Annotated in this window: 17 protein-coding genes; 9 read left to right on the top strand and 8 right to left on the bottom strand. The window is 67.4% G+C overall.

Going from position 1 to position 17034, the window contains the following annotated elements; genetic code table 11:
• Positions 1–351 precede the first annotated feature (351 nt).
• From ESO89_RS14725 to ESO89_RS14710, 4 genes are all read left to right on the top strand, one after another.
• Positions 352–780: a hypothetical protein gene (locus ESO89_RS14725; protein WP_128906219.1), complete on the top strand. Its 429-nt coding sequence runs from the start codon at positions 352–354 to the stop codon at positions 778–780.
• A 110-nt stretch (positions 781–890) separates the two neighbouring features.
• Positions 891–1793 (top strand): tetratricopeptide repeat protein, encoded by a 903-nt coding sequence (locus tag ESO89_RS14720; protein WP_128906218.1) that lies wholly within the window; start codon positions 891–893, stop codon positions 1791–1793.
• Complete coding sequence (locus ESO89_RS14715; RefSeq protein WP_128906217.1) at positions 1794–2093, top strand: DUF424 domain-containing protein; 300 nt, start codon at positions 1794–1796, stop codon at positions 2091–2093. It abuts the gene before it with no gap.
• A gap of 16 nt (positions 2094–2109) precedes the next feature.
• Entirely contained in the window at positions 2110–2421 is a 312-nt protein-coding gene (locus ESO89_RS14710; RefSeq protein ID WP_128906216.1) for a hypothetical protein, read from the top strand.
• A 26-nt stretch (positions 2422–2447) separates the two neighbouring features.
• Here the strand turns inward: ESO89_RS14710 and ESO89_RS14705 are convergent, their stop codons facing one another.
• The 4 genes from ESO89_RS14705 to ESO89_RS14690 form a co-directional block, all read right to left on the bottom strand.
• A complete protein-coding gene (locus ESO89_RS14705) occupies positions 2448–3560 on the bottom strand; it encodes a pyridoxal-phosphate-dependent aminotransferase family protein (RefSeq protein ID WP_128906215.1) in 1113 nt (370 codons plus the stop codon).
• Between the two features lie 114 nt (positions 3561–3674).
• The gene (locus ESO89_RS14700; RefSeq protein ID WP_128906214.1) at positions 3675–5228 is read right to left on the bottom strand and encodes a TrkH family potassium uptake protein; all 1554 of its coding nucleotides are present in this window, start codon (positions 5226–5228) and stop codon (positions 3675–3677) included.
• Positions 5229–5274: 46 nt separating this feature from the next.
• The gene (locus tag ESO89_RS14695) at positions 5275–5982 is read right to left on the bottom strand and encodes a potassium channel family protein (RefSeq protein WP_128906213.1); all 708 of its coding nucleotides are present in this window, start codon (positions 5980–5982) and stop codon (positions 5275–5277) included.
• 126 nt (positions 5983–6108) lie between these two features.
• The gene (locus ESO89_RS14690) at positions 6109–6468 is read right to left on the bottom strand and encodes a hypothetical protein (RefSeq protein ID WP_128906212.1); all 360 of its coding nucleotides are present in this window, start codon (positions 6466–6468) and stop codon (positions 6109–6111) included.
• Positions 6469–6713: 245 nt separating this feature from the next.
• Between ESO89_RS14690 and ESO89_RS14685 the strand changes: the two genes are divergently transcribed.
• Positions 6714–7463: a winged helix-turn-helix transcriptional regulator gene (locus ESO89_RS14685; protein ID WP_128906211.1), complete on the top strand. Its 750-nt coding sequence runs from the start codon at positions 6714–6716 to the stop codon at positions 7461–7463.
• 39 nt (positions 7464–7502) lie between these two features.
• Here ESO89_RS14685 and ESO89_RS14680 read toward each other — a convergent pair whose 3' ends face one another.
• From ESO89_RS14680 to ESO89_RS14665, 4 genes are all read right to left on the bottom strand, one after another.
• Entirely contained in the window at positions 7503–7760 is a 258-nt protein-coding gene (locus ESO89_RS14680) for a DUF7561 family protein (protein WP_128906210.1), read from the bottom strand.
• Between the two features lie 498 nt (positions 7761–8258).
• The gene (locus ESO89_RS14675) at positions 8259–9404 is read right to left on the bottom strand and encodes an ABC transporter ATP-binding protein (RefSeq protein ID WP_128906209.1); all 1146 of its coding nucleotides are present in this window, start codon (positions 9402–9404) and stop codon (positions 8259–8261) included.
• Complete coding sequence (locus tag ESO89_RS14670) at positions 9394–11247, bottom strand: ABC transporter permease (protein WP_128906221.1); 1854 nt, start codon at positions 11245–11247, stop codon at positions 9394–9396. The genes ESO89_RS14675 and ESO89_RS14670 overlap by 11 nt, the downstream gene beginning before the upstream one ends.
• 7 nt (positions 11248–11254) lie before the next feature.
• The gene (locus ESO89_RS14665; RefSeq protein ID WP_128906208.1) at positions 11255–12610 is read right to left on the bottom strand and encodes a thiamine ABC transporter substrate-binding protein; all 1356 of its coding nucleotides are present in this window, start codon (positions 12608–12610) and stop codon (positions 11255–11257) included.
• A 188-nt stretch (positions 12611–12798) separates the two neighbouring features.
• On the opposite strand from ESO89_RS14665, the gene ESO89_RS14660 reads away from it, so the two are divergent.
• The 4 genes from ESO89_RS14660 (at position 12799) to ESO89_RS14645 (ending at position 16975) form a co-directional block, all read left to right on the top strand.
• Entirely contained in the window at positions 12799–13644 is an 846-nt protein-coding gene (locus ESO89_RS14660) for a DUF6517 family protein (protein ID WP_128906207.1), read from the top strand.
• Positions 13645–13737: 93 nt separating this feature from the next.
• On the top strand, positions 13738–14508 hold the full coding sequence (hisA, locus tag ESO89_RS14655) for a 1-(5-phosphoribosyl)-5-[(5-phosphoribosylamino)methylideneamino]imidazole-4-carboxamide isomerase (protein ID WP_128906206.1): 771 nt from the start codon (positions 13738–13740) through the stop codon (positions 14506–14508).
• A gap of 911 nt (positions 14509–15419) precedes the next feature.
• Positions 15420–16016 carry an imidazoleglycerol-phosphate dehydratase HisB gene (hisB, locus tag ESO89_RS14650; protein ID WP_128906205.1) on the top strand — a complete coding sequence of 199 codons (597 nt, stop codon included), beginning with the start codon at positions 15420–15422 and terminating at the stop codon, positions 16014–16016.
• A 71-nt stretch (positions 16017–16087) separates the two neighbouring features.
• Complete coding sequence (locus tag ESO89_RS14645) at positions 16088–16975, top strand: YkgJ family cysteine cluster protein (protein WP_128906204.1); 888 nt, start codon at positions 16088–16090, stop codon at positions 16973–16975.
• Positions 16976–17034: the final 59 nt, after the last annotated feature.

The following is a 17034-nucleotide window of genomic DNA, read 5'->3' as shown; positions in this document are numbered from 1 at the left end:
GAGGATGTAGACTGACTCCCTGCTGGCAGACCATGTGTCTGTCATAGGCCACCACCTACGAGATAGTGACGAAATCAGACGGGGCTAAACACGTACTTTATTTAGATACAGAGACGGTGATAGATGTATTAGTATCAAATAATATTAACTTATTGTTGATGAATCGAACAACGTGGACGGCACGGCAAAACGAAATCGTACAGACGTACGAAAAACTAGGTTCTCAGACAGAAGTCGCAGAACGGCTCGAAATCAAACAACAGGCTGTTTCAAAAGCGCTTGACAGTATCTCTTACTCACAAACAAAACTGTTGAGAGATTACCTTCAGGAGGTAATTGCGGTGGTGTACGATGGATAACTCGCCCCGGGGAGGGGGATACATATGGACATATGATATGATATTTCTCGTTGGTGCCGTCCTGTTATGTATTGCTCAGCTATGGCTTGTCGACAGAACACCAGACGTGTTTGTGGATAAGACACCGTTGATTATAGGAGGACTCTTTCTTCTAGGTACGAGCACCGCCATAGTGAATTTCGGACTGAATAAATTAACGGGGAGTGATATCGATTCGAACGACGATCTCGATCAAGATACTGGATGGCTTATTGGAAAGTTGGAGAATGTCCTGATTATTTCGTTCGTCTATGTTAGTGCGTATACTGGCTTAAGCATCATATTTGCAGCAAAGTCGTTCGTGAGAAAACAAGATACAGGGAGTGAGGACACGACGTACTATTTATCTGGAACGCTGTTGAATTTCACATACTCGTTATGATTCGGGTTCTTATTATCTTCCTTTTGAGAATTTGCCGTTGTAGAACAAAGTACCCTCACCGCGACGCTCCGACGCAACCCTTACGCGTCGTGACCCGCTAAACCGGGTATATGACCGACGAACGCGACGACGACCGCCACGAGTTCTCCGCCGGGCAGGGCGTCGACGCCGACTACGAGGAGTTCACCCTCGACCCCGAGGAGATCGACGCCGACCCGAACACGGTCGACCCCGTCGACTCCCGCGTGCTCACCGACATCCTCGACCGCCGGAACGTCGAGAGCGACGCCATCGACGTCGAGCGGCTGATCGACGTGGGACTGTCGTACATGGGGATCAACCGCCACGAGGAGGCGACCGAGACGTTCGAGCGCGCCGCGCACTTCGCCGAGGAGGACTCGCTGGAGGCCCAGGAGGCGTGGGTGAACAAGGGCGCGGCCCACGCCGAGCTGGAGGAGTTCGACCAGGCGATCGGCGCCTACGAGGAGGCGCTGCGGATCGACGACGACTCCGAGCACGCCGCGACCGCCGAGACCAACCTCGCGTACGCGCTCTGGGAGTCGGGCCGCGGCGAGCAGGCGCTCGAACACGCCGAGCGCGCCGTCGAGACCGACCCGCGCTTCGCGGAAGCGTGGTACAACCGGGGGTTCCTGCTGGTCGAGCGCGGGCTCGCCGAGGACTCCGTCAGCTGCTTCGACAACGCGATCCGGCTCGGCTACCGGAGCGCGGGCGTGTTAGAGGAGAAGGCCCGCGCGTTAGAGGAGGCCGGCGAACACGAGCAGGCCGAGGAGGTCGCCGACCGCGCCGAGGAGATCCGCCGCGAGGCGGAAGAACAGATGGTCGAGGAACAGACCGGGCAGGCGCCCGGTCCCGGCGGACAGGGCCGTCAGGGCGGTCGACCCGGTCCCGGTGGCCAGCCCGGCGCAGGCGGGCGTGGCGGCCGCGGCGGAGAGGGTGGCGCGAGCGAGGAGCCGGAGCGAGAGCTTCAGGGCGAGGAGCCAGAGGGCTTTTAGATGCTCCTCCGCGAGCGAGAGACCGCCGAGGGACGGCTCGTCTCCGTCTGTGACGCCGACTGTCTCGGCGAGACGTTCGACAACGGGCGTGCGACGATCACCGTCAGCGAGGAGTTCTATGGCGGCGACGACGCGGTCGAGGCGACCGCCGAGGAGGTCGTCGCGGGGCTCCACCGCGCGCAGGTCGCGAACATCGTCGGCACCGAGGCCGTCGGCGTCGCCGTCGAGGCCGGGCTCGTCGACGAGGAGACCGTCTTGGAGTTCGAGGAGACCCGACACGCACAACTGCTCTGGCTGTGAGATCGGCGATGGCGCGATGAAGCGACTGACGAGAGCCGAACTGGCCGAGCGCGTGGGACCGCGACCGCCGTCGGACGCGTTCTGGGGCCGCGTGATCGCGGCCGAACGGGGGACGATCAGCGTCGGACCGGAGGTCGTCGGCGACGCCGACCGCCGGGCGCGAGAGAACCGGCGGCGGCGCGGCGAGGCCGGCGACGACGGCCCGCTATCTCCGGGCGACATGATCGACGTCGGCGAGGAGTCGTTCGTCGTCGTCGCGGTCGAGGAAACGGACCCGGGGGGTCGGCGGTACCGGATCGAACTCGTCGAGCCGCGGCAGGACGATTAAGAGGAGATTCCGACTAGTCGTCCGCGCTACAACCCGGCGACGTCTTCGATGACGTCGGTGAGCGCCTCGACGCTCTCGACCGTGTGCTCGCCCATGTGGCCGATCCGGAACGTCTCCTCGCCGAGCTGCGAGCCGTAGCCGTTCGAGAAGGCCATGTCGTACTCCGCGCTCACTTCCTCGATGGTCGCGGCGACGTCGATCCCCCGCGTGTTCTCGATGCAGGCGACCGTCTGTGACTCGTACCCCTCCTCGGGGAACATCGCGAAGTGCTCGTCGGCCCAGTCGTGGACGTACTCGGTCATCTCGCGGTGCCGCTCGTCGCGGGCGCGGTGGCCCTCGTCGAGCATGTGTTTCATCTGCTTGCGGTACGCCAACATGATCGGGATGGCGGGCGTCGAGTGGGTCTGGCCCTTCCGGTCGTAGTAGTCGGTGGTGCGGCGGAAGCCGCCGTACCACGAGGACTCGCCCTTCTCGACCTCTCGGTCGTAGGCGTCGTCGCTGACGACGCAGACCGCGAGTCCCGGCGGCATCGCGAACGCCTTCTGCGTCGAGGCGAAGATCACGTCGATGTCGTGCTCGTCGATGTCGACGTAATCGCCGCCGAGCGCCGAGACGGCGTCGACGACGAAGTAGGTGTCCGGGTAGTCGGCGACCACGTCGCCGATCTCCTCGACGGGGTTGCGGACGCCGGTCGACGACTCGTTCATCACGGTCGCGACCACGTCGTACTGTTTGTCCGTCGATTCGAGGTGAGCGCGGATGTCCTCGGGTTTGACGGCTTCGCCCCACTCGTACTCCAGCCGGTCGACGTCCTTCCCGAGCCGCTCGGCGACGTTGGCGTGGCGCTCGCTGAAGCTGCCGCAGGTCGGCACCAAGATGTTCTCGTCGACGAGGTTGAGCGTCGACGCCTCCCAGAACTCGGTGCCGGAGGCGGTGAGGATCACGACCTCGTTGTCTGTGCCGAGGAACGCCTTCGTGTCCTCGACGATGGTGGTGTACAGATCGGTCATCCGGTCCATCCGGTGGCCGAACATCGGCTCCGCCATCGCCTCGATCACGTCGTCGCGGACCTCGGTCGGGCCGGGGATGTACAGCGTCTTGTCGTCGTAGTCGTCGCGGTATTCGCGTTTCTCGGTCACGGGATCCACCTGATGGATCGTACCGCGTTGCGCGAGGGTATGGACCTTGTGATACGTTCAAAAACGCGGCGTCGATGCGATCGAGATCGATGGCCGGTTCGGAGGCCGCTTCCGCTACGCGGAGCGGTCGAGCCGGCGGATGATCGACCCGATCAACACCGCCACCGGAATGATCTCGAGGCGGCCAACCCACATGTTGACGATCAACATTGCTTTCGCCGTGTCGGGCATGGTCGGGCCGGTGATCCCTGAGTCCAACCCGACGTTGCTCTGTGCGCTCATCACGTCGAAGATCACGTACTCCAGCGGGTACGTCGGAGCGAGGACCCGCAAGAGGACGGCGACGCCGAGGGCGAGGAACGCGAGCCAGAGAACGAACACGACCGTCGCCTCGGTGTACTCGCGCTGCGCCTGCGCCTCGCTGAGGCGCCGGTCACCGATCCGGAGGTAGCTGATCGCGGTCTGGGGCCGGAACACGTCCCGTATCTGCCAGACCGTCCCCTTGATCAGGGTGATGACGCGGATGAGCTTGAGCCCGCTCACCGTCGACCCGGCCGCAGCGCCGGTGAGCATCCCGAGACACGCGAGAAGCGTCGGACCCGCGGTCCAGACCCGCTCGGTGCCGCCGCCGATCGCCGCGCTCCCGAACCCGGTGTTCGACGTCGCGGAGACAAACTGGAACAGGCTCACCCGGAACGTCTCTTCGAGCGTCGCGTACTGGCCGTTCGCGTAGAGGATCGCGGTGAGCGCGAGCGACCCGACGGTGAACCAGATGAACACCCACCGCGTCTGCAGGTCGGCGTAGAAGTTCCGGATCTCGCCTTTGAAGATCAGGTAGTGCACCGGGAACGCGATGCTCCCTGCGACCATGATCGGGACCGTGGCGTACTCGATCAGCGGGCTGCCGTAGTGGCCGATCGAGTCGGCGTGCACCGAGAATCCGCCGGTCGCGATGCCGGTCATCCCGTGGTTGATCGCGTCCCACAGCGGCATGCCGGCGAGGAGGAATAAGGCGATCGAGCCGAGGGTGAGACCGACGAAGATCTTCCAGATCTCCCGCACGGTCGTCACGATGCTCGGGTGGATCTTCTCGGAGCGCGCCTCGCTCTCGTAGAGCGTGTACGACCCGCTGCTCCCGTTTCCCCGGCGGAGGATCGCGACGGTCAGGACGATGACGCCGACGCCGCCGACCCACTCGATGAACGATCGCCACCAGTGGAGCGCGCGCGGGAGCTCCTCTTCGACGGCCGCCATCGTGAGTCCGGTCCCCGTGAAGCCGCTCATCGATTCGAACACGGAGTCGAGCGGGGTGAGGAAGATCGCGGTCGTCGAGTCCATCGGCGGCGTGTTCATCCAGGCGGGGAACGGATCTATCTGGATCGTCCACGCGATGAGGACGAACGGGAGCCCGCCGAGGACGCCGACGAGCGCCCACGCCGTGGCGGCGGTGACCATCGCCTCGCGTTTCGCCGGCGGGTCGGCGCCGCGGTATCGACGGACGAGGCCGGCACCGATCCCGGCCATGATGACCGCGGAGGCCACGAACGCCGGAACGGTGTAGAACTCGCCGTTGACCGCCGCCACGACGAGCGAGATCAGCATCATCAGCGACACCGCCTGGATGATTCGACCCACGTCGCGTCCGACGGTGTCCGTTTTGACCCTCATACCCCTCCTGCGTCGGATGGGTCGGCCCACGAGACCGGCTGGACGGTCACAGTCGCACCCCGTTCGAGCCGTTCTCCTGATCCTCATAGTGGCCGAAGACGTCCGTCACGTCCGGCGTCGCGCCGGTGCCGGAGTAGACGGTCAACAGGTCACCCGTCTCGACGCGGGTTCCCCCACGGGGCGTGATCGGCGAATCCGCGTCGTCTCGTTCGATGGCTACGACGAGCGTCTCGTCGCCGAGGAGCCCCTCCTCGTCGGCTTCGATCAGGGTCTTTCCGGCGATCGGCGCCCCGTCGGCGACCGTGATCTCGAACACCTCGGCGACCTCTCCGACCCGCATGTAATCGACGATGGAGGGGCGATCGACCGAGCGGAAGAGCGACTCCGCGATGAGCCGCTGCGGGTTCTGCATGGTGCTGACGCCGATCTGGCGGAACAGGTTCATGTGCTCGGGGTTGTGGACGACCGAGACGACGTTCGGGACCTCGAGCTCCCGTGCGAGCAGCGAGACCATCACGTTGGTCGCGTCCTGATCGGTCGTGGTAATGATCGCGTCCGCGCGATCGCTTCCGGCGTCGGTGAGGTTCTCTTTGACCGTCGCGTCGGCGTTGAGGACCATACAGTCGTGGTCGCTCGCGACCGCGTCCGCCTTCTCCGGGTCCGTCTCGATGACGACGACCTCGTATCCGGCGCGCGTTGCGATTTCGATGAGCGGTGTTCCGATGTCGCCGGCTCCGACGATGATGATGTACATGGATTGATCTGGTGTCTGGGTCAGCGGATTCCACAGGCGAGTTCCGGCCTCATTCGCACGCTCGCGTCTCGGCCGCGCGGAGGCCGGTCGCAACCGGCGACCGAGCCGATGGCCCGACGAGGCGATTCACGCATCGTCGGCCCCATCGGATGCGTCGTGAACCCGTCCGAGGTAGTGCCACCGGTACCCCCCGTCCCCCTCATCTCTCGCGGGGTCCCAACCGATCCTGTACGCGAACGGCCCGCGCGCGCTCCCCGTCTCGTTCGGACGCTCTACCACGGCGATCGTGTACGCGCCGTGGTCCTCCGCGTGAACGAGTTCCTCCTCGCCTCGCGACTCGATCGCGTCCGTTAGCGTCGGCTGCTCTCGGAGGAGTTGTTGCGCGTAATGGATGATCTCCCTGAGCTGCGTGTCGCTGCAATCCTCGAGCGCAGCGACCACGTCGTCGGAGACGCCGTCCGGGCGATCGGTGTCGGTTGAAGTCATATTTTGAGTGTGTTACGGCTGGTTGGATTCCGGTCGAGGTGGCTCCGGCGTGCGGCCGGGAAACACCACGGGCAGCATTTCGTTACGGAACCTGTATCGCCCGGTTGTTTTGCCTAAAAATAAATATTGCCATCGTATTTTTCCTAAGCGAATTAAAGACGGTGTATTATCTCTCCAGCAAAAACACCAATCTGCGGAAGTGAAATTATGAGAAATCCTTTGTGCCGTCTGACCGTAGTTCGAGCATGGGACACCGCATCGACGAGATCGACAAGCGCATCCTCTACTACTTCGCGGTGGACGCGCGGAACACGGCAACCTCGGACATCGCCGAGGAGATGGGGGTGACGCCGGCGACGATCCGAAACCGGATCGACCAGCTCGAAGAGCGGGGCATCCTCCGGGGGTATCTCGCCGACATCGACTACAAGTCGATCGGTGGGTACATCACCTACCTGTTCAGGTGTACGGCCCCGATCCCGGAGCGGACGCAGCTCGCGCAGTCGGCGCTCGACGTTTCGGGAGTCGTCGGCGTCCAAGAGCTGATGTCCGGTTCGGCCAACCTCTTGGTGACCGTGGTCGGCGCGGACACCGACGACATCAACCACGTCGCCGGCGAACTCTCCGACCTCGGGCTGACGATCGAAGACGAGAGCGTGATGCAGGGGGAGTACCACAGGCCGTACGACCCGTTCGGCCCCGAGACGGTTCCGAAGGGACCGTCGCTGACCGACTTCATGAGCCTCGCGGGCGACGCCGAGGTCGCCGAGTTCTCCGTCTCGGAAGGCGCCGAAATCGCGGGCAACACCATCGAACAAGCGGTCGAGGAGGGACAGCTCTCCCGAGAGACCCACGTGGTCGGCATCGAGCGGGAGGGGAACATGCTCACGCCGAAGGGCGAAACGACGTTTCAGGCGGGGGATGTCGTCTCGCTGCTCTCGACGGCGCCGTTCGAGAAGAACTCGCTGAAGGCGTTCGGAACGCAGCGGGAGTGAGAGCGCGCTCGGCCGCGAACCGACCGCCGGCGGTCGGGACTACCCCCAGTGCCAGAAGTCGTTCCCGTCCTCCTCGACGGGATCGGTTCGCTTGCGGAGGGCGTCGACGTCGTCCGCGGTCGGTTCGTGGTCGTCAGGAAGCGCCTCCATGCACTCGAAACAGAGGAAGAACTCCGAGCCGTCGGTGAGTTCGAGGGTCAGTCCCTGCGTCGACTCGAACGCGAAGTTCCACAGGTCGCCGATCCCGCCGGCGATTCTGACGGACCGCTCGCAGACGAAACACGGCTCCGAGGCCATACGCGAGGTAGGGGTTCACGGCGGTAATGCGTGTCGCTGTCGTACGTGGTTGATACTGGATCGGCGGTGAACACCTCCAAAGCCCCAGCCGCTCGGCTATACGTGGTTCCCGCGGTGAACACCTCCAAAGCCCCAGCCGCTCGGCTATACGTGGTTCCCGCGGTGAACACCTCCAAAGCCCCAGCCGCGAGGACTCGGTGCGCTCGCTGCGGTCCTCGACCACTCACTCCGTTCGTGGTCTGTGGTCCTTACGTCGCGCGCCGTCGTCCTCGCGGCTGCCCCTTTGAGCCCCATCCCGCACCGCTCCGCACCGCACCTCACGCCTCCCCAGCCTCGTCAGTCGCCCTCCCGCTTCGCTCCGGGCGACTGACTCCAGCGAGGGACCGAAGGTCCCTCTGGCAGTCGGGCGAAGCCCGACGACCTCGCACGCGCTGCTCGCGCCCACGGGGCGCTCGCAGGCGCGCGCCACCGCAGTTTTATTTGGAAAACAACCGTCCGTCATGCCCCGTCGACGCTGATCACATGCGCGTCTGCCGGGTCAAAGCCGACGACGACCTCGCCGGAGAGCGGGTCGCGCGTCCGGACCACGAGGTCGCGTCCGCCCCAGTCAAGGGTCACGCGAGTCGTCTCGCCGAGGAACTCCGCGCTCGCGACGGTCGCCCGAACCCGGCTCTCCCCCTCGTCGATCCGCAGGTACTCGGGCCGGACGCAGAAGGTGAGGCGGTCGCCCGGTGCGACATCGGTCGGTTCATCCACGGCGACCCGAAGGGTCTCGCCGCCGACATCGACGCCGGCGATTCGGGGGGCGTCGTCACTCTCGCCGCCGCCCGCGCCGCCCTCGGCCGCACCCTCCTCCACGTCGCCCACCCGTCCCGCGAAGGCGTTGTTGTCGCCGACGAACTCGGCGACGAACCGGGTGGCGGGCTCGCGGTACACCGTCCGCGGGGGGGCGACCTGCTCGGGGGTCCCGTCGCGCATCACGGCGACGCGGTCGGAGATCGCCAGCGCCTCCTCCTGATCGTGGGTGACGTAGACGGTGGTGATCCCGAGTTCCGACTGGATGCGCCGGACCTGCACCCGAAGGCGCTCGCGGAGCTGCGCGTCGAGCGCGCTCATCGGCTCGTCCAGTAAGAGGAGGTCCGGGCCGGGCGCGAGCGCGCGTGCCATCGCGATGCGCTGCTGTTGCCCGCCCGAGAGGCTCTCGGGGTCGCGGTCGGCGGCGTCCGGGAGGTCCACCAGATCGAGCAGCTCCGCGATGCGCTCCCCGCGGCTCATCCCCTCGGGCGGCTCCGCGAAGTTGAGCCCGTAGCCGACGTTCTCGCCGACGGTCATGTGCGGGAACAGCGCGTAGTTCTGGAAGACGACCCCCACGTCGCGGTCCTCCGGGGGGACGCCCGCGACCGACTCGCCCGAGAAGCGGATCGCCCCCGCGGTCGGCTCCTCGAACCCCGCGATCAGGCGGAGCGTCGTCGTCTTCCCGCAGCCGGAGGGGCCGACGAGCGTGAAGAACTCCCCCTCGCGCACCCGGAGGCTCACGTCGTCGACGGCGGCGGTGTCGCCGTAGCGCTTGATCACGCCGTCGAGTTCGACGGCGGGGGCGGCGGAATCAGTGAAGTCGGACGACGGGTCCGGCTCAGAGCCCACGCGTCTCACCCCCGAGCCGCTCGATGACGACGAAGCTGAGTCCGGTGACCACGAGGAGGACGACGCCCATCGCGGTCGCCGGTCCGAGCCGGCGCCCGATGAACCGTTCGATGGCGACCGGCATCGTGTACGCGTCGGCGCCGGTCGCGAGCACCACCGTCGCCGTGAACTCGCCGATCGAGATGGCGAAGGCGAACGCCGCGCCCGCGACGACGCCGGGCCACACGAGGGGGAGTTCCACGTCGCGGATCACCCGCGCCCGCGACGCGCCGAGCGCCCGCGCCGACTCGATCAGCGAGCGGTCGAGCCCCTCCAGCCCGGGCGCGACCGTCCGAACGACGAAGGGGTAGCCCGCGACCGCGTGCGCGACGACGATGGCGACCGCGCCGGTCGCCGCGAACCGCCACCCGGCGATCTCCACGCCGAAGACGAGCCCGCGGAGGAGCCCGAGCCCGACGATGATCCCGGAGACGGCGAGCGGCGCCATCGCGGCCGCGTCGACCAGCTTCCGCCCGCGGAACCGCCGCGTCGTCAGCACCGCGACGACGACCCCCATCGGGAGCGCGAGCAGGGTTGCGGCGCTCGCGAACGCCAGCGAGTTCCGGATCGCGGGCCACGGCCGCACCTGAAACGCCGCGCCCGTCTGCTGTCGGGCGAGGAGGAACCGGTAGTGGTCGAGCGTGAACGCGCCGTCCCCGCCCGTGACGCTCGCGAGCACCATCGAGGCGATGGGCGCGACGAAGACGAACCCCGCGACGCCGACGTAGGCGGCGAGGCCGAGCCGCGGGAGCACCTCCCGAACGGTCGGGGCGTCGGGGAGCAGGGACTTGCGCGGGAGGGGTCGAACGCCCCGCGAGCTGACGGTGTTGCGCGCCTCGTAGCGCAGGTACGCGAGCAGCACCCCCAGCGAGATCGCCAGCTCGACGATCGCCAGCGCGGCCGCCTCGGCGTAGCTCAGGTCGCGGACGAGCCGGTAGACGAACACCTCGACCGTCGCCAGCTGGAACCCGCCGAGCGCAAGGACGATGGGGAAGGTGCCGAACGTGAACACGAAGGTGAGCGCCGCGCCCGTCAACACGGCGGGGTACACCTGCGGCGCGACCACGTCGAAGAAGGCCCGGACCGGCCCCGCACCGAGGCTCCGGGCGGTCTCGACCGCGCTCGCGTCGACCGACTCCCACGCCGCGGTCGTCACCCGCGCGACGAGCGGCGCGTTGTAGAACGCGTGGGCGATCACGATCGCCTCCAGCGTGAACAGCAGGTCGACGGGCGGGAGTCCGACGGCGGCCAAGACCGCGTTGAGGGTTCCGTTGGTGCCGAACGTGGCGACGAAGCCGACGGCGACCATGATCGACGGGAGCACGAACGGGACGATCGTCAGCGACCGCAGGGTGCGTCGGCCGGGAAACTCGAAGCGCGCGAGGAGGTAGGCGGCCGGGAGCCCCAAGGCGACGCTGGCGACCGTCGAGAGCGCGGCCTGATACGCGGTGAACCCGACGATCCCGAGCCGGCGATCGGGCGAGGCGAGCGCCCGTGCGACCGCCGGCGGCGACTCGCCCGCGAACAGCCTCGCGAACTCCCCGAAGTAGAACGGGTCGCGGAACACCTCCGCGAACACCGCGAGGGTGGGGACGCCGTCGACGACGACCGCCTCTATCAGGACGGTTCCGACCGGGTAGTAGAACGCGGCGACGAGCACGGCGCTCGTGACGACCGCGAGCGCGGTCAGGAGGCGGCCGCGGAGGCGTCCTGCGACGCGCTCGCGAAGGGGTCGGGATCGGTCGCCGTCCGTCGCGTCGGCGGCGTCCGTCGCGTCGGCGGCGCCGGGGCTGGCGTCGGACACGCCGCCGTCAGTTCCCGGCGAACTGCCGCTCCCAGTCTTCGACCCACTCACTGACCGAGCCTTGGAGCTCGTCGTACGTGAACGTCACCGGGTCGGACGGCTCCTGCGCCAGTTCGGCGTAGTCCTCGGGGAGCTCGGCCGTGTCGGTCGCGGGGAACGCGACGTTGCGCTCGGCGATCTGCCCCTGCACGTCCGGCTCCAACATGAACGACATGAACTCGCGGGCGAGTTCGGGCTCGTCGGCGTCGGCGAAGACGGCCATCCCCTCCGGGTTGGCGTACGCCTGATCGTTCAGAAATCGGATCTGGTGTTCCTCGAGGTTCTCTCCCTCCATGTCAGCGAACACCTGATCGGTCGAGTAGGAGACGACCATCGGCGCCTCGCCCTCGCTCCAGGCGCTGTAGGCGTCGTCCCACGAGCCGAGCACGCGCACGTCGTTCTCCTGTAGCTCCGCCCAGTAGTCGAGGTAGTCGTAGTCGGGATCGCCGTCGCCGCCCTCCACCGCGCCGTCCGGGCCGTCGCCGAATCGGTGGACCGTGTGGAGCAGGAACGAGCGCCCCGTCGCCGAGGCGCCGGGGTTCTGCGCGATGAGCGCGCCCGCGTGCTCGTCGTCGAGGAGCCCGCCGAACGTCTCGGGCGCCTCGATCGCGGTGCCGTCGTACACGAGGCTCACGTAGCCGGTGTCGAAGGGGACGGCGCGGTCGAACGGGTCGAACAGCAGCCCGTCGCGCACGTCGTCGAACCCCTCGACCTCGCCGCGCTCGGCGAACAGGTCGTCGTCGAGCGTCTCGTCGACGCGCACGAGGTCCTCGGTGGTGAGCCCGACGTAGAGGTCGGCGTCGATCGACGCCCCCGAGCTGGCCCGCTCGACGTAGTGGTTCACCTCGTTGTTCGGGGTCGCCCACTCCAGTTCGGCGTCGACGCGCGACTCGAACTCCTCTTTGAGCCACTCGCCGGGGCTCACCGACGGCGCGTCGATGAAGCTGCTGTAGGTCGCGACCGTGAGGGTGGGAGTCTCCTCGTCGGCGCCGTCCTCGCCGTCCTCCTCGCTCTCGCCGTCACTTCCGTCCGTTCCGTCAGAGCCGTTACTCCCGTCCCCACCGTCGCTTCCGTCCCCGCCGTCCGTCGGCTCGGCGCTACAGCCCGCGAGCGCGACGACCCCCGCCGCGCCGCCGAGCGCGAGGAACCGCCGCCGGGTGGCGCGCCCGGCGTGTCCGGCGTGTCCGGTGCACCCGGGGCTCCCGGTGCGCCCGGGGCTCCCAGTGCGTCGATCTGTGCGTCGGCCGGCGCCACCGCTGGAGACCGTCTTCCGGTCGTCGGAGGCGTCACGCCGGTCCGTCTCGGTCGTGTCGTCGTTGGTCATTACCGAGTTGTTTCACCCGGTAGTTACATAAGCGATCCGTGTCGGCGGCGGCAAGGCGGGCGATGGGGCGACGATCGGTGGACCGACGCGACGCCGTCGATCCGGGACGGGTCCCGCGGCGGATCGGCGGTATCAGCCTCGATAGCGCCGCCGACACCGATTTACCGCGTCCCGGCTTTCGGGTCCTCATGAACGGGAGACCGGCCGGACGGGAAACGGGGGGGTCGGGGAGAAATTCGACCGGCGTCACGCGGCGCCGCCTGCTCGCGGGCGGCGCGGCCGTCGCCGTCGCCGGGCTGGCGGGCTGTCTGGGCACCCGCGACGGACCGGTGCCGGAGCCGGCGGTGACGAGCGACCGGATCGAGGACGGCTGGCGGCTCCTCGACGAGTCGGAGAGCACGGCCTTCGAGCAGACGTACGGCCCGGTGACGGTGACGGTGCTCGAACACACGCGGGTCTACGAGTACGTCTCCGTCGCCGAGGCGCTGTCGGAGGCGTTCGGGGCGAGCGGGTCGCCGGTCGTCTTCTTCGCCACGCGGATCGACGTCCGGCCGGCGATCGACAGCCTCCCGGCCGGTGTCGGGCGGGACCAGCTGCTGTCCGAGGTGGAGTCGGCCGCGGTCGACGCGTTCCGGTCGCAGCTGAACGCGAGCGGGATCGAGAGCGTCGAGGTCGTCGATCGGGGGACGAGCACGGTGGAGACCGGCCACACCGCGACGACGTGGCGGCTGGAGGGCGAGTTCGCCCTCGACGGCGAGGTTCCGCTTCCGGACGGGTCGACCGCGGCGCTCGGCGAGCGCGTGCCGATCGCGTCCCGGCTGGGCGTCTGGCACGACGGGACCGACGTGCTGGTCGCCGGCGGCGCGTATCCTGCGGAGCCGCTCACCGAGGCCGTCGGCGGCGCGTTCCCGGAGGCGGTCGACGCGGAGACCGCGATCGGGACGGTCGCGGACGCGGAGGCCGCCGACGCGCTCGCGACCGAGCCCGGGACCTTCGACGAGGAGATCTCGGCGCTGCTCATCTCGGTGGAGTGATCGCGGTCGCGGGTCGCGAATGCGGTTCGTGGATCTCTCTCGCGTGCCGCCCGAACCGACCCGTTTAATCGGCGCCCGCGACTGTGTCCCGGTATGAGCGGCTTCCCTTCCTTCGAGGTGATCCCCGCCGTCGACGTGCAGGACGGCGAGGTCGTCCAGCTGGTCGGCGGCGAGCGCGGCACGGGCAAGCGGTACGGCGACCCCGTCGAGGCAGCCGAGCGCTGGGTCGAGGCGGGCGCCCAGACGCTCCACCTCGTCGACCTCGACGGCGCGTTCGAGGGGGAGCGCGTCAACGCCGACGCGATCGAGTCGGTGGTGGAGGCCGTCGGCGGCGACGCGGACGGCGACGGCGGGGCCGACGACCGCGTCGCCCTCCAACTGGGCGGCGGCATCCGGACCGCCGAGGGCGCGCGCGACCTCCTCGATCTGGGGCTCGACCGCGTGATCTTGGGCACGGCCGCGGTAGAGACGCCCGAGATCGTCGCCGAGATCGACGAGACTCATCCCGACAGCGTCGTCGTCAGCCTCGACGCGAAGGACGGCGAGGTCGTCGTGAGCGGGTGGACGGAGGGGACCGGCCTCGACCCGGCCGAGGCGGCCGCCCGCTACGAGGAGCTGGGCGCGGGCGCGATCTTATTCACGAACGTCGACGTGGAGGGGCAGCTGGAGGGGATCGACCGCGGGGCGGTCGCGGGCGTCGTCGACGCGGTCGATATCCCCGTGGTCGCCTCCGGCGGGGTAGCGACGATCGAGGACGTGGTGGCGCTGAAGGAGGCCGGCGCGGCCGCGGTCGTGGTCGGGACCGCGCTGTACGAGGGCCGGCTCACGCTGCGGGAGGCGCAGGACGCGGCTGACGACGTTTAAACATCAGACCGCAGGTTCGTCGTTGATCGCTTATAAGTAACTGGCTGCGGATGAGAGTGTCACAGAACGATTCACACAAACCCTATATTTGTGACAAATAGAATTACAAGGCCCATGAAGTATATTGCTAAAACAAACATAGATACTGATAATAATTTGAATATAATACTCAATTTTCGAAGGGAATGCGGGAAAAATTCTGAGAAACCCCATAACAATAACGATAAGCTACCGGATATTACTATATACTCGACGGCACCTACGGAAGCAATCGCCAGTAAGGCGTCATAATTGAACAGTAAACCTAGAGAACCTACTACTAAGAGTCCAATCCGTTGATTGGTAGTAGTTTGTCTCTCTAAGAGTACCCTTTTTATACTCCCCAGCTGATCGTTTATTTCAGTCATTAATACGCTATCATGCTATTAGAATAAATGTGTTTCTCTAAATTTAATGAGAAGACACGTTTTGACGCTTAATCTACCGAATCTTGGATGAAGCCAAAGCCTTGCGAATAGTTCTATAACACCCTTGACTGCGGATTGTTGGTGAATACCTCCAAAGCCCCAGCCGGGAGGGCGGCGCACGCTCGCTGCGGTCCTCGGTCACTCGCTCTGCTCGTTTCCTGCGGTCCTTACGTCGCCTGCGCCGCCCTCCCGGCTGCCCCTTTGAGTCCCACCCGACCGCAGCCGCACCGCAGCCTCACGCCTCCCCAGCCTCGCCGCTCACGCCCTCGGGCGTTCGCGGCGTCCCTCGCGCATGCGACTCGCGGCCTTTCGGCCGCTCGCAGGCACGCGCCACCGCATCCCATTTATAAATAAACCCTCAACTCCCGCACCACGCTCACTTCTCTCGGACCCGAATCCCGCCGCACCCGCAACCGACTTACCAATCCCCCGTGACGGGTCAGTATGAGCGAGCACGACCGGAGCGCGGCCGTCACCCGCGAGACCAGCGAGACAACGATCGAACTCATCCTCGCGATCGACGGCGACGGCGACAGCGAGGTCGACACCGGGGTCGGCTTCTTCGATCACATGCTGGCGTCGTTCGCGAAACACGGCCTGTTCGACCTCACCGTCAGCTGCGACGGCGACCTCGAGATCGACGACCACCACACGGTCGAGGACGTGGCGATCTGCCTCGGCGAGGCGTTCGACGAGGCGCTCGGCGACAAGCGCGGCATCCGACGCTACGCCGACCGACGCGTCCCCCTCGACGAGGCGGTCGCGAGCGTCGTCGTCGACGTGGCGGGCCGACCGTACTACGAGTTCTCGGGGGAGTTCTCCCAGGAGTCGGTCGGCGAGTTCACCAGCGTCATGGCCGACCACTTCGCGCTGTCTTTGGCGCACAACGCCGGCCTGACCCTCCACGCCGCGATCGAGTGCGGCGACAACGCCCACCACGAGGTCGAGGCGCTGTTCAAGGCTCTCGCGCGGGCGCTCGACGACGCGACGCGGCTCGACGGGCGCCGCAGCGACGCGCCGAGCACGAAGGGGGAGCTCTGACGGACCGCCGAACGGTCCCGGCGCCCGCCGATCCCTTTTGAGCGTGCGAACCCTTCGTACGGCCGATCACGATGGAACTCCGCTGCGAGGGCTGCGCCGGCTGCTGCGTCGACTGGCGACCGCTCGCGCCCGAAGCGGCCGGCTCCGACCGCACCGACCGCCGCCCGCCCCTCGACGACGCCTACGACCTCGTGCCGCTCACGCGCGACGAGGTCGCCGGGTTCCTCGACGACGGCCTGGGCGACGTGTTAGTCCCCCGGCTGTTCGCGCCCGCGGAGGGCGACGCCGCGGTCGGGATCGACGGCGTCGAGGTCGCCGCCGCCGGCGACCGTCCCGTCTTCGCGGTCGGCCTGCGGAAGCCCCCGAAGTCGGTCGCGCCGATCGACGCAGACGGGCACCGCTGGCTCGACGCCTGCGTCTTCCTCGATCCGACCACGCTCCAGTGCCGGATTCACGGGGGAGCGCGCTACCCGCGGACCTGCTCGACGTATCCCGTCCACGGCCTCGAACTGGACGCCGAGACCGAGTGCGAGCGCGTCGAGGCCGCCGGCGGCGGCGACCGCCTCCTCGACGACGCGGTCCCCGACGACACCCCGCCGCTCCCGTTCGGCCCGCACGCCGCCGGCGCGACCGTCTTCGCGTACCCCGACCCCGACGACCTCGACGGCGTGATCGACCGGCTCCGCGGAGACCGGCTCACACCCGACGACCGCGCCCGGTTCGTCGGGGCCGCGGTCGGCTCCAGTCCCGGCTCGCTCTCCGTCGACCGCGACCGGATGGCCGAGGCGCGGGCTCGCGCCCGCGACGCCGACTCGTGGGCGGGCCGAGCGATCCGAGCGTGGAGCGAGCGAGCCGCGGGCGACGGCGATCCCGTCGGGCTCGACCCGGACGACCGCGAACGGCTGGTCCGCGAGCTGGAGGACGACGCGGGCGCCCCCGAAACGCCGGGGTGGGAGTGACGGCGAGACGGGAGGAGTCGATCCGGTGTCGCCGTGTCGGCCGGCTCACACCGCAACGG

It is taken from the genome of Halorubrum amylolyticum (assembly GCF_004114995.1).
GTDB lineage: Archaea > Halobacteriota > Halobacteria > Halobacteriales > Haloferacaceae > Halorubrum > Halorubrum amylolyticum.
This window is presented reverse-complemented; position numbering and strand designations above follow the sequence as displayed.

Excerpts from the sequence above, each read along its gene's own strand:
- ESO89_RS14725 (WP_128906219.1), top strand. The coding sequence starts at position 352 with ATGGATAACTCGCCCCGGGGAGGGGGATACATATGGACATATGATATG.
- ESO89_RS14720 (WP_128906218.1), top strand. The coding sequence starts at position 891 with ATGACCGACGAACGCGACGACGACCGCCACGAGTTCTCCGCCGGGCAG.
- ESO89_RS14715 (WP_128906217.1), top strand. The coding sequence starts at position 1,794 with ATGCTCCTCCGCGAGCGAGAGACCGCCGAGGGACGGCTCGTCTCCGTC.
- ESO89_RS14710 (WP_128906216.1), top strand. The coding sequence starts at position 2,110 with ATGAAGCGACTGACGAGAGCCGAACTGGCCGAGCGCGTGGGACCGCGA.
- ESO89_RS14700 (WP_128906214.1), bottom strand. The coding sequence starts at position 5,228 with ATGAGGGTCAAAACGGACACCGTCGGACGCGACGTGGGTCGAATCATC.
- ESO89_RS14695 (WP_128906213.1), bottom strand. The coding sequence starts at position 5,982 with ATGTACATCATCATCGTCGGAGCCGGCGACATCGGAACACCGCTCATC.
- ESO89_RS14690 (WP_128906212.1), bottom strand. The coding sequence starts at position 6,468 with ATGACTTCAACCGACACCGATCGCCCGGACGGCGTCTCCGACGACGTG.
- ESO89_RS14685 (WP_128906211.1), top strand. The coding sequence starts at position 6,714 with ATGGGACACCGCATCGACGAGATCGACAAGCGCATCCTCTACTACTTC.
- ESO89_RS14680 (WP_128906210.1), bottom strand. The coding sequence starts at position 7,760 with ATGGCCTCGGAGCCGTGTTTCGTCTGCGAGCGGTCCGTCAGAATCGCC.
- ESO89_RS14665 (WP_128906208.1), bottom strand. The coding sequence starts at position 12,610 with ATGACCAACGACGACACGACCGAGACGGACCGGCGTGACGCCTCCGAC.
- ESO89_RS14660 (WP_128906207.1), top strand. The coding sequence starts at position 12,799 with ATGAACGGGAGACCGGCCGGACGGGAAACGGGGGGGTCGGGGAGAAAT.
- hisA (WP_128906206.1), top strand. The coding sequence starts at position 13,738 with ATGAGCGGCTTCCCTTCCTTCGAGGTGATCCCCGCCGTCGACGTGCAG.
- hisB (WP_128906205.1), top strand. The coding sequence starts at position 15,420 with ATGAGCGAGCACGACCGGAGCGCGGCCGTCACCCGCGAGACCAGCGAG.
- ESO89_RS14645 (WP_128906204.1), top strand. The coding sequence starts at position 16,088 with ATGGAACTCCGCTGCGAGGGCTGCGCCGGCTGCTGCGTCGACTGGCGA.